General features: G+C 41.1%; 14 protein-coding genes. 6 read left to right on the plus strand and 8 right to left on the minus strand.

Features of this window, described 5'->3' with window-relative positions:
* Together A1332_RS03700 and A1332_RS03705 are read left to right on the plus strand one after the other, a co-directional pair.
* Positions 1 to 1017 (plus strand): ATP-binding protein (locus A1332_RS03700; protein ID WP_157203931.1); only part of this gene is annotated, 1017 nt, incomplete at its 5' end.
* Positions 1007 to 1627, plus strand: coding sequence for a response regulator transcription factor (locus A1332_RS03705; protein WP_064007221.1), 621 nt, complete (start codon positions 1007 to 1009; stop codon positions 1625 to 1627). The genes A1332_RS03700 and A1332_RS03705, both read left to right, overlap by 11 nt.
* Positions 1628 to 1654: 27 nt before the next feature.
* Here the strand turns inward: A1332_RS03705 and A1332_RS03710 are convergent, their stop codons facing one another.
* On the minus strand, positions 1655 to 3850 hold the full coding sequence (locus tag A1332_RS03710; protein WP_064007222.1) for a bifunctional diguanylate cyclase/phosphodiesterase: 2196 nt from the start codon (positions 3848 to 3850) through the stop codon (positions 1655 to 1657).
* A 984-nt stretch (positions 3851 to 4834) separates the two neighbouring features.
* On the opposite strand from A1332_RS03710, the gene A1332_RS25890 reads away from it, so the two are divergent.
* Together A1332_RS25890 and A1332_RS25895 are read left to right on the plus strand one after the other, a co-directional pair.
* Positions 4835 to 5236 (plus strand): hypothetical protein, encoded by a 402-nt coding sequence (locus A1332_RS25890; protein ID WP_231890203.1) that lies wholly within the window; start codon positions 4835 to 4837, stop codon positions 5234 to 5236.
* On the plus strand, positions 5218 to 5454 hold the full coding sequence (locus A1332_RS25895) for a hypothetical protein (RefSeq protein WP_064007224.1): 237 nt from the start codon (positions 5218 to 5220) through the stop codon (positions 5452 to 5454). Before A1332_RS25890 ends, A1332_RS25895 begins: the two co-directional genes overlap by 19 nt.
* A 634-nt stretch (positions 5455 to 6088) precedes the next feature.
* On the opposite strand, the gene A1332_RS03725 is transcribed toward A1332_RS25895, so the two are convergent.
* The 5 genes from A1332_RS03725 to A1332_RS03745 all read right to left on the minus strand — a co-directional run bounded on the left by A1332_RS03725 (position 6089) and on the right by A1332_RS03745 (position 10491).
* Positions 6089 to 6757, minus strand: a complete 669-nt coding sequence (locus tag A1332_RS03725) for a hypothetical protein (protein WP_064007225.1) — start codon at positions 6755 to 6757, stop codon at positions 6089 to 6091.
* Positions 6758 to 6840: 83 nt separating this feature from the next.
* Positions 6841 to 7698, minus strand: coding sequence for a hypothetical protein (locus A1332_RS03730; protein WP_064007226.1), 858 nt, complete (start codon positions 7696 to 7698; stop codon positions 6841 to 6843).
* 44 nt (positions 7699 to 7742) lie between these two features.
* On the minus strand, positions 7743 to 8528 hold the full coding sequence (locus A1332_RS03735; RefSeq protein WP_064007227.1) for a hypothetical protein: 786 nt from the start codon (positions 8526 to 8528) through the stop codon (positions 7743 to 7745).
* Positions 8529 to 8757: 229 nt separating this feature from the next.
* On the minus strand, positions 8758 to 9621 hold the full coding sequence (locus tag A1332_RS03740; protein WP_064007228.1) for a hypothetical protein: 864 nt from the start codon (positions 9619 to 9621) through the stop codon (positions 8758 to 8760).
* Between the two features lie 108 nt (positions 9622 to 9729).
* Positions 9730 to 10491 (minus strand): VPLPA-CTERM sorting domain-containing protein, encoded by a 762-nt coding sequence (locus A1332_RS03745; RefSeq protein WP_064007229.1) that lies wholly within the window; start codon positions 10489 to 10491, stop codon positions 9730 to 9732.
* Positions 10492 to 11736: 1245 nt separating this feature from the next.
* On the opposite strand from A1332_RS03745, the gene A1332_RS03755 reads away from it, so the two are divergent.
* A complete protein-coding gene (locus tag A1332_RS03755) occupies positions 11737 to 12357 on the plus strand; it encodes a response regulator transcription factor (protein WP_064007231.1) in 621 nt (206 codons plus the stop codon).
* A gap of 204 nt (positions 12358 to 12561) precedes the next feature.
* Here A1332_RS03755 and A1332_RS03760 read toward each other — a convergent pair whose 3' ends face one another.
* Entirely contained in the window at positions 12562 to 13305 is a 744-nt protein-coding gene (locus A1332_RS03760; protein WP_064007232.1) for a Crp/Fnr family transcriptional regulator, read from the minus strand.
* Positions 13306 to 15034: 1729 nt separating this feature from the next.
* On the opposite strand from A1332_RS03760, the gene A1332_RS03770 reads away from it, so the two are divergent.
* A complete protein-coding gene (locus A1332_RS03770; RefSeq protein ID WP_064007234.1) occupies positions 15035 to 15604 on the plus strand; it encodes a hypothetical protein in 570 nt (189 codons plus the stop codon).
* An 8-nt stretch (positions 15605 to 15612) separates the two neighbouring features.
* Here A1332_RS03770 and A1332_RS25900 read toward each other — a convergent pair.
* Positions 15613 to 15903 (minus strand): hypothetical protein (locus tag A1332_RS25900; protein WP_231890204.1); only part of this gene is annotated, 291 nt, incomplete at its 5' end.

Below are 15903 nucleotides of genomic sequence, written 5' to 3' on the forward strand. Positions count from 1 at the left end.
TTAAGTCACGGATTCAGGATTATTTTAGGGTACACCCAGGAAGAACTAATAGGTCGCAAAATAAGCTCAATTGTCTTGTCATTACCTCCATGCTGGAATGGATGCCATTCGCTGGGTGCGATAAAGCAGCCTAACCAAATAATTGAAAGCGAAGGCATCCATAAAAACGGCGCAAGAGTACCTTTGGAACTGACAAGAACAGAATATACGATCAATAACGTTTGTAATTTTGTCGTCATTATCCGGGATATTAGTCTACGCAAACAGCGGGAACAACAAGATAAGGCCCATTTAGACGAATTGGCACATATAACCCGCCTGGGATTAATGGGAGAAATGGCCTCAGGTATTGCACATGAAGTGAACCAACCCATGTCAGCAATTAGCACTTATACACAAGCAGGTATAAACCTAATTAATTCGGAAAAATGTGATTTGGCAGAACTCGGTGAGATTTTACTTAAAACCCAACAACAGGCATTAAGAGCGGGTCAGATTATTCATCGAATGCGGGAATTCATCAGAGCTAGCCCAAAACAATTTTCAACTATTGAAATCAACTCCCTGATTGTTGAAGCCACAAGCTTATGCAGTGATGATTTGAAACAGCAAAATATTAATATTGTGTTTGGCTTTGAAAACGATTTACCGCCCCTTAGTGCCGATCATATTCAAATTGAACAGGTAATCATTAACCTGATGAGGAATAGTATTGAAGTGTTGCAAACCCTGCCTAAGGATCAGCCTAGGCAGATCAGCATCCAAACTCAACTAACCGACGATAGACACATACAAATCCGGATAAAGGATAATGGGCCGGGTATGGATCTGGATCAGCAACGTAGAATATTGACGCCATTTTATACGACAAAGCAATCCGGCATGGGTATGGGGCTGGCCATCTGCCGCTCGCTGATTGAAGCCCATCACGGGACTCTGCGCTTTACCAGTAAACCTGGGAAGGGCACCACGTTCTACTTTACATTACCTGTACGGATAAAAAACAATGGAGCTTGAATACGCGAATTCACGGGTCTATTTAGTTGATGATGATCCAGACGTTCTTGATTCTCTGACAGTTTTAATAAAATTAACGGGGTTAAAAACAGTCAGTTTCGAATCAGCGGTAGATTTTTTAGACAGTTATTGTTCTGAACAACCTAGTTGTCTGGTTTTAGATATACAAATGCCGCTGATGGGCGGTCTTGAATTGCAGCAAGAACTATCCAAAAGAAATATTAATATTCCCATCATTTTCATTAGCGGCAACGCGGAAATACCCGATGCAGTAAAAGCACTCAAGGCAGGTGCCGTGGATTTTCTTGAAAAGCCTTTTGAACCAAATAAGTTAATCGAAGGTATTTTAAGTGCGATCAGAAAGGATATTAAAAATAGAGAAGAGCGAATTGAAAAAGAAAAAATAAAAGAATTATTTAGTAGTTTAAGCGCAAGAGAAAAAGAAGTGTTGCAACTCATTATTAGCAACCACAGCAGCAAACAAGCGGCAAAACAGCTTGATGTCAGTCATCGGACTATAGAAGCTCACCGAGCGCGCATCATGGAAAAAATGCAAGCCGTAAGCACAACCGAATTGGTTGCACTAGCAGTGAAGCATACGCTGATTTGAGGGGATAATCTGTATAACTGTATTAGTCTAAAAATCCCCTCCCCCTCCGGGAGAGCAACTGAGTTTAAGATCAGGCTTGTCTAAATCAGGCAAAAGGTTTTCAAAGTCTTCTTGTGCGATTAAATTGCCAAATAAATAGCCCTGGAATCGACTGCATCCATAGTTTGCCAAAAGCTTCATCTGCTCTTTTGTTTCGATGCCTTTGGCAATCATAGTCATTCCCAGCCGGTTACCTAACTCGATTATGGCCTGCATCATTACAACATTGGAAGATGTTGCATTGATACTCGTGATTAAAGATTGATCGACCTTTAATTGACGAAAGGGCAAATGAATTAGTGTCGATAGTTGGACATCGCCAATACCAAAGCCATCCAAACAGGTACTTACACCTAACTCATTGAGAGCGTTTATTTTTTCTATACTATTGCTGGAATGATCCGATGCCACACCCTGCGAGATTTCCAGCGTAAGTAACTGTGGAATAATGCTGATGTCATCCAACAAACATTTAACCTGCCGGACAAAATCATTCTGATGGAATTGGCGCGCACAAATGTTGATGGCTAACTGTAAGTGCTGGGCAGCCGGATTGGCCTCCCATACCTTGAGTTGTAGCACTGCGATTTTTAATAGCCATTGATTAATCAATAATATTATTCCGGTATTCTCCGCCACCGACATAAACTCTTCTGCAGCAATTAAGCCTTTCTTTGGATGTTGCCAGCGCAGCAAGGCTTCCACACCAGTTATTTTGCCATCCAAATCACGTTGAATCTGATAATAAAGCTTAAATTGATTATTCCTGAGAGCATAGCGTAAATCTCTCTCCATTTCGGTATGAGTAGACAACAATGCCTGCATATTCTGATCGAAAAAGCGTAAGCGGTTGCGTCCCTCTGATTTTGCATGGTACATAGCAATATCAGCACATTTCAGCAAATCGTCTTCATTTACTATACATTCGCTATGCCCAAATAGAGAGACGCCAATGCTAGGGGTACAACAGTACTCACAATCAACAAGATCATAAGGCTTATTTAGAGCGACTAAGATTTTTTGACCGGCAATTTCAGCTTGAGTAACCGCTTCTTCAACGCGCTCACTCAGTCCATTTAGCATCACAACAAATTCATCCCCACCCAATCGTGCCGCGGTATCACCTTTCCGCAAACAATGCCGCAAGCGCTGAGCAACCTGCAATAATAATTGGTCACCAGCATAATGACCGAAAGTATCGTTAAACCTTTTAAAATTATCCAAGTCGATGAACATTATCGCCCCATGGCGTTTAGAGCGATTAGTAGCCATTAGAGCTTGCCGCAACCGCTCTTTTAACAAAAGCCTGTTAGGGAGATTCGTCAATGGATCATGGAAGGCCTGATGTTCAAACTGTTCCACGATAGGATTAGGCGATGCAATGTTGATTATCTTTGCAATAAACTTCGCCGTTGTCTCATAATTGTCAGATTGAGTTATGCTCAGACTAAGCCAATGCGGATGGATCTCCCCATTTTTATATTGCAACCAGACTTGACCTAGCCATATTCCCGTGCGTTCCACGCTATCCCATATTACTCTATTCAAGGTCGTGCTTTGATCACCTAAGATAATTTGCTGAAATGTTTTGCCATACGCATCCTCTGTCCTATATCCCGTTATTCTGGTGAATGTCTGATTTGCCTTTAAAATCTGTTTTTTTGCATCAAAAATCATAATGCCTTCTTGAGACTCAAAGGCACTAGCGGCCAAGCGGAGATCAGTCTCTATAAACTGGCGCTGTCTGATATCTGTAATCGTGAGGTAAATTAACGTCGAAGCATTTCGACAATGTCTTGTTTGGTACATACATTCAGTGGGGATTTTTACCCCATCACTACAAATCAAACCTAATTCAAACTTAGGAAAGTCACTAGAGGCGTGATCAAATCGTTTTAAAAGGTGTTGACGCCAAAGATTTTTATAATTATCTTCAACAAATAATTCAAAATTTTTCCCTTTAACTTTAAGCCGATCTAAATTAAGTAAGTTTGCACCAACAAGATTGCAGTTTACGATAATACCGTTAGGGGAAAGTATAAGAAAAGCCGTCGGAGAGAACAGATAAATATCTAAATAGTTATCCTGAAATTCTTTTAAGCGCAATTGTGTTTTTTGGAATTTTTTCTCGGCTGTTTTCAACAGAACTTGAGGAGCCTGTTGGTTACATGATTTATTTTTCATGATAACAAATTAAATATTTAGTCATTTTAAAACGCCACTTAATTCCGTTACGATCAGACGTATTACATCATCGACAAAAACTATTTCTAATTACTAATAATGATTAACCCCATGGATCCATGAAGAAACCCCATCGGACACAAGAGTAGACGTAGGCATTAAATAGATAATTTACACCCAGCACCCTCACCGCCAACTTGAATAATGTTGTTTTTAGCACCTAGTTTTAGTAAATCACGCTTTAAATTGGCATAAAATATTTTAATTAATAACTATGCAGTATATTTTCACTGATCCATAAAGAATACATAGTTAGTGCTTACCATACAATGATACATTTGTAAGTAAATTAAATACCATTCAGTCATTATTAGAAACACCCTCAATCATCGCTCCGCGAAGTGATCTAAGATATCTTCTCACGGGATTGTCACCATTTCCATCGCCAATAGATATTGGTAGTACTACCACATAGACCAAAAATGCAAAGCTTCAAAACTACTTGCAAAGACTCAGATGGTAGCTTTTTAATAAGGTAAAAAATCGATATATAAGTGATATATGTGAATACTAAAATGTGTAAATAACTTAATATAAATCACCACCTGATTACGTACAATCCTCAGCACAAACCTACTAAATACAAATCAATTTAAACACTATGTTATGAATAACCTTCAACGACTCTAAATAGGATACCGCACTAAATTCATGAAATTAGCATTGAGGACACTCCTGATTCAATCTTGTTTTTTGCCCAAGGCTCGAAAACCAAGGTAGACGGTTTTCAGCTATCGCTTGATTTAGTTGAAGCTTGTAAGTAATCAGGAAACTATTTATGCCCTGTGGGTAAACCGCAAGGCTTCGTATCTATTGCTGATGGCGAACAGTTATAGCCATGCCAAGCAAATGAAACGCAAACTTAAAATGCTCAAACAATAGAAAACCTTGGTGGGCCGGGCGTATCTAGACATTGAACGTCAATTGAACAATCAATTCAACGCCGTCAAATCGGCTTTCAAAGAGACGCTGACGAAAACCCAACGGATTTTGAATCAGCAACCGCAGGATAAAAACAAGCTGTACAGTTTTCACGCCACGGAAGTGGAAAGCATTGCCAAAGGCAAAGTCCACAAGAAATATGAATTCGGCGTCAAAGTGGGCATCACTGTCACCAACAAAAGCAACTTCGTGCTCGGCATTCGCCGCTTTCCGGGCAATCCCTATGATGGACATACCCTGGAATCGTGTCTGGAACAGGCGGAAATACTGAGCGGTACGCGCGCCAAAGAGCTTTTGTGGACTTTAGTCATTGTGGCGTCGAGGTATCAGGAGTCACAATTTACAAAGCAAGGCAAAAACGCGGCGTGGATACCCGACGTCTGAAGCGGGCCCTGAAACGCCGCAACGCCATCGAACCGATCATCGACCACCTGAAGAACGACGGCTTATTGGGGCGCAACTACCTGAAAGGCGAGCTGGGCGATGCGTTGCATGCGATCCTGTGCGGTGGCCGGCCACAACATCCGGATGACTCTAAGGCGGTTGAGGATTTCTTGGCCTCGTTTTTTGTCAGTCGCTGTCTCGGCTTTGGGGCGCATTAACATCCGAGCAATTTTTATCGTTCGCATGAGCCGGTCGTCCCTCAAAAATTTCGGCTTTTTCAGGGAAGGCTAATTAATGACTACCAACACTAAACCGAGACTGTGATCCAGACTTGTGATTTGAGGGTATTCGTTGATGCACCATAGCAATGATCGACACGCAAATGCCGCCTTGATCCATCTGAAGAACAATTCTACCTCCCAACGACTTTTATAGCGGCCGCAAACGTTGACGAGGGCAAGGTACAATTATTGACCAGATACACCGGCATTTTGTCGGTACCGGGTATTTAAACCGAATGCGGAGTAAGTGTTGTGGATAGTCTTTTTAGGTATATAACCCATCAAACGCAATACTCTGGTCACGGATAATGCAGGCGTTGCGGTCAGTTATGGTGGAATAAATGCGATGTGCATCTAGGTTTAACTTGGCACGAATGACAAAGAAAGCAACCCTCAGTGCGGATATACAGCCGGGCAAAATCGACATCACCTCGATCCGTAAAATAGATGGCACCGGTTTCAGACATTAGCCGATCAAGAGCCTTGGCATAGTGCATTTTGCTGTCTGGGATAGGGATAAAGCTCGGAAAACTACCGCGCAAATTCAGCTATCCCTGCACTAATACTCGATTTATTGAACTTTAGGTGAACGAGTGAAACCTATCAGTCCAACTAAACCAAAGCCAAAAAGCCAAGCTGCCTTAGGAATAGGTGTTTGAACGGGTGCCTGAACTGGTGTTGAATAGAAACTATACGTTATGTTATTAATACCGCCGTTAAAGCCATCGGGTCCAAATAATATCATAAAACCTTTGTTGGACGATGCATTCACAGTAATAAGAGTACCGATATTACCATTTATCCATGGCGATTCTTCCAATATGCTGGATTGGGTTGCCAAATCGATTACGGTATAGCTAACATAATTCCCATAGCCATAATAGCCAAGATCAAAACTTTGCAGCTGTAAGGCCGTGTTTTCTGCGGTAACCGAAAGCTGTAATGCGCAGTTTTCACCATACCAGCAAAAAGCTGCCGCGCCCCCTGAGTAACCTCTATCGTAAGCAAGCAATTCCGTAAAAAAATCATTATATGGATCCCAATTTAAGGATACCGGGCCATTACTACCGAAACCGGGCGATATTTTTTGTATAGGATCCCAATTAAGAACATCTGAATGTTCAATATTTACCGTTATTGCTGAGGCATGAGCAATATTAATATTTAGCACAAAAAAAAGTATCGCTATTTTTTTCGAGAAAAAATTAAATGATGTGCTTAGGTTTTTTACCAACAACATAATAACCTCTACTTAATTAAGTTTACCAGCCCATCTACATTTCTCGTTTCAATTTTATGAATTGATCGGTAAAGGGTCTAATATTAGAATGCGAATACAGCTGGTTCTTCTTCGTAACGAAGCGGTTTAGAAACCACCATATTACCTTTGAAGACTAAGTGTTTTTTACTTTCTTTATTGGTTTTATCGGATTCGACGGCGCTATCAATAAGAATACGGCACGCTGATGCGCCAACTAAACGATCTGCCTGTAAAACTAGGCGAATAAGTTGCCCACCTGTTCTCAACGCTTTAAATCGTATCCAGTCTAAATTAGCAGGGTAACCTACGCTCGACAAAGACCTTACTCCCCAGCCATTGATATATATACTGGAATTGCCTTGCGGTGTTTCTATGTAAACATTCTTATTAACTAAGTTTTGATAGGGAATAACGCTATGGTTTTGACCTTGAATATTCGACTTGCTATGCATGGATAAAAGCGTTAAGCCGTGATTAACCGTTAAGGTTGCTGAGTAATCCGATATCAGCGTGTCTTTTAATTTATTTTTTTTAGTTTGACTTATTGTAAAGTTTTGCCCGAAGAAATCGATGGGTGCCTCTATTATTGAATTGAGAATAAGAGGATCCCCACTTTTGGGTGAACTAATTTTAGCGAAATTTGTTTCCGCGCTATTGATATTACCATCTGCAGAAATTTCTATAGAATAGCTATCCTCAAATGATTGGCATCCACCGGCTAATATTGCTGAGCTCGATATATCCATCACACTCTCTAACAACATAATAATTGTTATTTCATTAGGGTCCAGATTTATCGCTGATACGTCCTTAGGACCATTATCATATAAGCTGGGGACTTTTACGGATACTGAAGAAGATTCGGCCATCAGGCTGAAACCCATAATAGCAAGAAATATCATTTCCATATTAATCTTCATAAAACCGCATCCAGATTTATAAGTTAAAAAATTAATAATCTATACTAGAAATACAAAACAACCGGATCATCGGGCCATGACATATCGATGGTTAGGTATCCATCTTGTGAAACAGAACCCATGCCATTACGCCCTACCATTTCAGCTTTAATTCTACAAGTCTGGCGATATGATAATAAATCTCTCAAAAATAATGTATGAGCATTTGTACCATCATCTCTGGTTATTCTTAAACGTTGCTGATACCTTGCTTTTTGAGTTTCAGAAATTGATAGCTGACTTATGCCTTCGCCTCTATTGCTAGAAACTGCATCAGTGATATCACTAGTTTCGCTAAATTGAAAGCTAATGTTTGCTTCGGCACTGTATTCTTGAGTAGTAAGATAATTGTAGTTTAAGAATAGCTCCAAGTTACTAACCATCGATATTCTATCGGCAGTTGCGTTAAAACTATATATAGCGTCATAATTCTTAACAGGATCAAAAATATTGTAGTCAGAGGTACGGGTATAAACCGTTATTATTTGCGATCCGATATCAGGGATTTTATTCTTCGGATAAGCGACTACTGAAACGGCATGATCAGCCAATTTAACTGTGGCCATATTATTTTGTCTTCGTTGTGCAACCACCCCAGTGGCGAATAGCTTCAAGGGATATCGTCCTCTCATTTCATAACAACTACTGTTATCAATCTTTGATATTATTATGTCCATGATGCTACTCAGTAGGGAAACACTCGACCTTTCCGGATCCGTTAATTGATCGTCCGCATGAACAATATTTGAAAATCCAAGCAAAATAACTGAAAAGCAAGCGCTGTAATTCATAGTAATCTCAAGTTGTTAATACCCTATAAACGACATTTAAAAGACATTGCTACAGCAAGTTATCTATTAATAACTACTGAAGATTTTACGGCAGCATATAAGCTGTAATGCCATAACTTATAGGGCAAGTAAAACTATTATTTTTGACACAAACCGCCCGGCGATGTGCCGGGCGACATGCAATAAGATTCTGCAACAATAAATATTAGGCTATTGTTTATTTTCCAATTTATGGCAATTGTGGCAATTGGAAAGCTGGATTTACATTGCAGTTATTAATCTCTGATGGGGCTCCTGGTAAAACTTTAGATACTTTTAGTGTACCGGTTTGCCAGAATAGGTCGGGTTGACTTAATCCTTTTGTAGCCAATGTAATACGGCATGCGCCGGAACCCACTAAACGGTCTTTTTGAAACACTGTACAACCTTGTTGGCCGTCGTCACGAACCGCTTTAGATTGTTGCCACCATTTATTGACCGGGTAGCCGAATTTTGACACTGATTGCAATCCGTAATCATAGATCTCATAAAAGTCACCAGTGCCAGGATATGTGCCGCCATGGTAGAAATCTTTAATTACGGTGCTATAGAATTGGTCAAAAGCTTTATTTTGACCTTTCACTTGAATGCCGGTCTTTTCCCCGACCATCATGTTGTTTTTATCGTTAAAGGTATAACGACCTTTTAAACCCTGTACAGCCGTCCCATTCAACATACCTTGGGTAGCTTGGCTCACATCAATATTCTGACCAAAGCCCGGTACTGCTGTTAGTGGATTTGCAGTAAGCTGAATACCGCCGAATGTGGTGTCCATTATGTAGTGAGTGTTGCTGTCTGGGTATGAATATACTTCAACGGGGACTTGGAACTCAGCACAACCTTTAACGTAAATCATGGATTCGGTTGCTTGCATCATGGCTTCATTCAGAGCGAATGCAGCTTTTTCTGCTTCTCTCATATTTGTCATGTTCAACCTAGGCTCAGCAGGACCGTTAGCATAGATACTTGGCACTGATGGCGGATTTGCTGCACCAGCCATTGAAGAAATGCCGAGTAACACTGCGGATGTTAATACGCTCAATTTAGTGTTCATAATAAAATTCCTTAACAGTAGATTATTTTTTTTACGCCATTATTAACTTTATAATTGCCTGAGAATGGCAAACTCGGCAATTAATTAGGGCTTGTTACCCAAATACAATTAGTTTGAATAACTTAATTTTTTTCTACGACCAATTGTCAGCAGACCCATTAATGCCGACGCCATCATCCAGACCGCACCTGGCAACGGCACAGTTGCGGGTGCGAGCCTGGGTGTGATGCTATTTAGTCCCAAGACATCAAAGATGTAGGGTGAACCTTCTCCTCCCCTGGTGTCGTAATGAGCTAACCAATATTCATTTTTTGGCAATCCATTAAAAAACCAGCCAAAATCAGGATTTTGATCGACATTAGTCAATTTGAGCCAATAGGCTGTATTTGGCTGTAATATTGCTGGGGCGTTTTGATCTTGAGCGTCTGCAGAAAAATGAATTTTCGTGCCGAAATTTCCATTAAAAGTAACGGATGTTGGGCTATTTAATTGAAATAACGATGTCCCTAAATCCTTACCAATATTGGTGGATGAACTAGCGACGTTACTAAATATTTCTAGTTTCACGCCGGCTAATGAACTTGGTTCAACAGGTGAGTATTGTCCGCCGTCTAATTGAAGATCAGCACCAGTTATATCGCAGCCATTAGAGCAGACAATGGGGTTGACAAAAAAATACCCAGCCACCCATTCATCAGCCTCTTTATTGAGCATATCAGTCCCTGACTGAGCTCCAAAAATTGGGTTACCTTCAGGAGTAAACAGATAATGATATGTACTATAAATGCTATCCGCTGACGCCGACGTTGCAAAAAGACCTATTACTATAGCCGAACTTAATTTTGTTATGGGTGATTTAAACTTAGACATAACTACCTCTTATATATACTTAATTGACTCAAAATAAAGCCACGACCACTAAAATCAATGACAAAATCTCGACTGACGCTTATTAAACTAGACAAAACAAAGCATTAATAACTTTCAAAAATATTCATAAATTTTTTTGAACTTTTTTAAAGCGTGATTTATCGTAGCCAAATGTTAATCTAATTAAAATTCGTACAAATACTCTTAGTAGTTCTACGTATTGGGTTGAGTATTTGTCGTGACATATCCCAGTAGCCAAAGTAATTCTGCTAGTTTTATCAGGAGATACCCGTGCAGGAATATCCACCACAAACAGTCGAAGCAATACACAAATGCTTAAGCTGTATAGCTAAATGCTTGCAGTGGATTGACAACCAGAGAACTGGTAGGCTTTTAGATGTGGAAAACAGTTGGGATGAAGCGATTTTTAGAACTTTGCAGAGGATCAGGTTATCAGGCGGCGATTCTTTCAAAACTGGTGACTCGTATATATTCGATAAAAATCATCAATCAACTCGCCTAACAAGTGTGTAACCGCCTCAAAAATCTGGGTTACGTTAATGTTATAAATTGAAACGCCGACGGCCCAATGCTCGTTAAAAAAGCAGTTAGGCAACATGAAAGTGACGCGATTCTGGGTGTGGTTCATCTACCCCGTACTGGTGCTCAACCCTCTGTATTGCCGGCAGATAGTCAGCGGTTTTTAGGACGTCGCTCTTAAATCAAGTCCGCAAGCCGGTTTGTTCATCAGTTAAACTCTCAAACTGGCTTGCCTCATAGGTATTTATACCAATTTCCTTTCTTTGGATTTTATCGATAATCTGAAAGCCTGCATTTCTATGATGTAGTGCCTTGCAGTTCATGTAACCCAAAAGAGGTCAAAAATGAATCCCACTGACAAAGTTGAACGGGGATCAGACCTTGAACAACCCACAACACACTAGAGGTTCTTGATCGGAATACAAGAATTGCCGGGTTGATTTATCATAAGGCGGAGCAACGTGGATTTTTATTGGCTAGACAATTTGATGACAGGCTAAAAGCGGAACATAAACTATGGAAATTCTGATTTAATCAATTCAAGATAACCTTCATCATAAGTCATTTATTTAATTTTTAAAAAAAACTAATTAGGCAGAGGTACCCTAGCGGAATAGTGTCCGCATAATACTAATTGTGCGCCCCCCTAAACATGGCAGAGCCACCTCTTTCTTGTTTTGATTTTTCTTGCGAGATATAAAATATATGGAGTTTGAATATACTAACTCAATGGTCTATTTGGTCGATGATGACCCTGCCATTCTTGATTCGCTAACAGTTTTGATTAAACCAACTGGATTAAAGACAGAAAGTTTTGAATCGGCAGAGCAATTCTTAAACAATTACTCCCCTGAGCAACCTGGATGTTTAATTTTAGATTATAAAATGCCATTTATGGATGGCCTTGAGTTACAAGCAGAATTATCAAAAAGAAAAATAAAAATTCCGGTTATTTTCATCAGCGGCAACGCTGAAATTCCCGAAGCGGTAGCAGCGCTTAAGGCTGGTGCAGCAGACTTTCTTGAAAAGCCTTTCAACTCATTTCAATTAATTTCTTGTATTTTCAAATCACTCAAAATAGATAGTGATAACAGAAAAGAACAGATTGAAAAAGAAAAGATAAATGAGTTATTAAGCCGTTTAAGCCCAAGGGAAAAAGAAGTTTTACAATTAATTATAAATAATTGCAGCAGCAAAGAGGCCGCAAAAAAACTGGATATCAGTCACCGGACAGTAGAGGCGCATCGTGCTCGCATCATGGAAAAAATGCAGGCTACGAGCGCTACCGAACTAGTTGCTATGACAGTGAAATACTCACCCACATGAGAAATTGATATTTTGAAATCATAAGCTGATCTTACCCTGATTTCAAAGACATTCAGATCGAGGCGTGAACGCGATTCTAAACTGTTGTCTGTACGCTTAAAAAATTGGGCCCAAGGCCAATTGCCAACCAATAGATTAATAAAAGGCATGTGTGGAAAAACTGTGTCCAAATAAAGCAGTTATCGTAATGCTGAGTTGAATAGCTTAAGCAGCCATATCGGCGGGTATTGGCAACAGGCGATCATATTCGGTTTTAACCACGTTGTAGCACTCGCAAACCTGACTTTCCAAGCCAGGGCGACTTAATACTCTAATATGTCCTCTGCTGTAAGTTATCAGCCCTTTTTGCTGTAACTTCCCCGCTGCCTCAGTAACACTTTCTCGGCGTACCCCCAGCATACTGGCGATGTGATCTTGCGTTACAATCAATTCCTCCGACGATTGTCGGTCGAGATTGACCAGTAACCAACGTGATAGCTGCTGATAAATTGAATGATGGCGATTACAAGCGGCCGTCTGCGCTATTTGGGTAATCATTGCCTGAACGTAGCGTAATAACAGTTGTAAGAACACTGGATCGTTACAGTGTCCGGAGCGATGGTCAAATTCATGGATGAAAGTTTGTCTTCGCAGTCGGTAGCTAAATCCGCCACGGCTAACCATGGCTTGATGGGTCATCGTTCCACCACCCGTTAAGAGTCCAAGACCCACAAAGCCTTCATTACCAACCAGCGCAAGTTCGCTGGATGTGCCGTCTTCAATAAGATTAACTTTTGACACGACGCATGTCGTCGGAAAATAAACGTAATTCGGCACACGCCCACACTCGTAAATGACTTGACCATAGTTCGTCTCAACCAATTCCAAATGAGGAAATAGCCGTTTATAGGTTCCCACGGAAAGTGAGCCCAACAATAAATTACGCCTAGGACTTTCTGGTGCTGTCACTAATTACCCCCGGATGTTTTATCTAAATTAGTTAGCTTTAAATGTTTTTATCTGACATGTATTTCAAACTGCCAATTCGCCAAAAAACCTACTCATCTCAATAGAATCGCTCTTTGCGTTAATGCTCTTAGTGATACAGAGGTCCTGTATTTGCAAGCCTCCTACATTCGGATGACGTAAAAGAAGAATAAAATGACCTTCTTGAAAATCAAAAGGAACTCGGCAAAAACAGTTAAACTCAATCGAGCCAACATAGAAGTATCAATAGAAAAGCCCACAGGAATCAGCTCATATTAAAAATATTTCATGTAATGCATTTGATTTTTATATTCGCACAGTCATCTTCTGGTATTGACAAACACCACAAATCCAGCAACGATCAATATACAGACTTTTTATATCATCAAGCTTTAGCTTGATATTTGAATTTCTTTTATCATCCAGTTTAGATAAGCTCTAAAAAATGTCTGACTTACACCCAACTTTCCATTTTTACATTTGCATATCCCATCTTTCTTTGATAGGTGCGGCTTATTCTCAATTAAAGGCTTATATCTGTTGAACGGCATATTTTTTACCTATAAAAAACTCTGTACCAATACTAACAATTTGATGAATTTTGTACATTAGTAGCAATACCAACAGTAAATAAAACAATAGTTTTATATGACCAGCCGAGTAACCGGATAGCTTTATCTGATGATTAATAAGAGACGAGACATATCAGTATTTATAACAATAGACACGATTGATGCCGACGACATTGACAGGTTTCTTGAGCCTGGACGCAGCTGTAATGATTGGCCGAGCCATTGCGAGTTGGTCGATGGCCTACCGAAGCGCTAATTCGGAAGCCTCAGCCAAATTTTCAGACATTATGCAGATTTCAGAATTCGACCCTACCCAATTAAAGGGCGATCATATCCTCGACTTGCTAATCAACATCTGCTTGAAGGCGAGTAATCCCCATAGAGCTTTGCCAAACTCAAGTACCAGAAGGCCAATATACGAGCGAACCATAGTCGCAGAACCCTGGGCACATTAGATGCCGATTGTTCAATCCAGCCAAACAAAGCTTCAATGGATTCTCGTACGTGAGAAACGTCGGTGGACAGCCGACTCTGTTGGTAATTCCGGCAGATATAAACGTAAAGCGTTGCGAATTGAGCCAGCCAGTCCACCGGTTCCTGCGCTAAAGAGAGGACGTCATGTTTTTATCAGTATTTTAATGGGGCCTTTGGCCTGACTCTGTTAGATCTTAATTCGCAATCAAGCATATTTCTAATGTGGGATAACGAACGGACACCGGCGGCATATTCGCTCAAACTCAGCCTGTAGGCTTGACAAATCAGGACCATAAGCCGAAAGGATCCAGAAACTTAGCGCGGCGGACAGCCATTTCATTCAACTAGCAACCCGAAGCACAATTATCGTCCGCTCCACCGCAGCTCCGTTCCAGTCGCAGCCAGTGTGTTTACGCCATCAGCCGCACGATCCTTATCAAACATTAGCACCACAACTTTTTAACTACCGCGCCTAGTACCGGTAGGTAGCTATCCCCCTTGGCCGTCTAATGGATAGCCAAGGAATAGAGACTGTGCGGACGCAACCGCTCCGAAGCAAACGGTCGAATTAACTCTGTCAAAGCCGGCATTGCCTGGCAAGGCCGGTTGCGGGGTAGGCGCCATTGGATGGCAATTAATTAACTTAAATCTATTGAGAAATACCTATGAGAAAGATCCCTTATTTAAAGACCTCGCTTGCCGTTTGCCTATTGGCAGCTTCCAGTGCTAGCTCCGCTAACGTTTGGGCACCAAATGACGGCGACATCAACTTACTATCGTTTAGCGCTTCATCGTTTCCGTTTCCTTCGCTGTCGGATACGTTCGGTATTTTCGAAGACACAGCCCTTATTAGTACGGCTGAACCTGTCGTCGCCTTTACCGGCGTCGGCGCGGTCTCGTTTGTCGCAAACGGTGGCAATTACACTATCGACACAGGGACCTCATCCGGCACCCTACTGGGCTCCAGTAATTTCCAAATTGGTATGCTGTCGGACGGGGTTTGGAGTGCCGCATTCGGCAATACCGATTTAGGCTCGGACGCTAAATTATTGGCGTTCGCGGATGCTTCGGAGTTTAACAATCTGCACTTTTTGTACGCCTTTGACATTAGCCCGTCGCAAGCAACTGACGACGGACCATCCGCAGTGCCCTTACCGGCATCGATATGGATGATGACCAGTGCTCTGCTGGGTGTCTTATATGCCGGACGCCGTAAAGCCAGTGTTTACGCCTAAGTCATAGCTTAAATAGCCGGTACGTGCGTTTTGCACGCCCCGGCTATTTCTTTGCCCGCTATCGACATAACTGCGGGCATAAAAAAACGGCGGATAGACTCATCTACCGCTTTTTTACGGCTTTGTTGCATAAATAGACAACAGCCCCATGTTACAAGGGAATTCACTAATCCCCAACTTGTATGCCCAAGCCACAACCGAAGAAATACCGCACCCAAAACTGGCCTGATTACAATCAATCTCTGAAGCAGAGAGGCGCGATGCTGTTGTGGATTGATAAAAAAGATGGATTGGTTAGC

It is taken from the genome of Methylomonas methanica, assembly GCF_001644035.1.
Classification (GTDB): domain Bacteria; phylum Pseudomonadota; class Gammaproteobacteria; order Methylococcales; family Methylomonadaceae; genus Methylomonas; species Methylomonas methanica_A.

What these genes read in the sequence shown, in the direction of transcription:
- A1332_RS03705 (WP_064007221.1), top strand. Translation starts at nt 1,007, where the DNA reads ATGGAGCTTGAATACGCGAATTCACGGGTCTATTTAGTTGATGATGAT.
- A1332_RS03710 (WP_064007222.1), bottom strand. Translation starts at nt 3,850, where the DNA reads ATGAAAAATAAATCATGTAACCAACAGGCTCCTCAAGTTCTGTTGAAA.
- A1332_RS03725 (WP_064007225.1), bottom strand. Translation starts at nt 6,757, where the DNA reads ATGTTGTTGGTAAAAAACCTAAGCACATCATTTAATTTTTTCTCGAAA.
- A1332_RS03730 (WP_064007226.1), bottom strand. Translation starts at nt 7,698, where the DNA reads ATGAAGATTAATATGGAAATGATATTTCTTGCTATTATGGGTTTCAGC.
- A1332_RS03735 (WP_064007227.1), bottom strand. Translation starts at nt 8,528, where the DNA reads ATGAATTACAGCGCTTGCTTTTCAGTTATTTTGCTTGGATTTTCAAAT.
- A1332_RS03740 (WP_064007228.1), bottom strand. Translation starts at nt 9,621, where the DNA reads ATGAACACTAAATTGAGCGTATTAACATCCGCAGTGTTACTCGGCATT.
- A1332_RS03745 (WP_064007229.1), bottom strand. Translation starts at nt 10,491, where the DNA reads ATGTCTAAGTTTAAATCACCCATAACAAAATTAAGTTCGGCTATAGTA.
- A1332_RS03755 (WP_064007231.1), top strand. Translation starts at nt 11,737, where the DNA reads ATGGAGTTTGAATATACTAACTCAATGGTCTATTTGGTCGATGATGAC.
- A1332_RS03770 (WP_064007234.1), top strand. Translation starts at nt 15,035, where the DNA reads ATGAGAAAGATCCCTTATTTAAAGACCTCGCTTGCCGTTTGCCTATTG.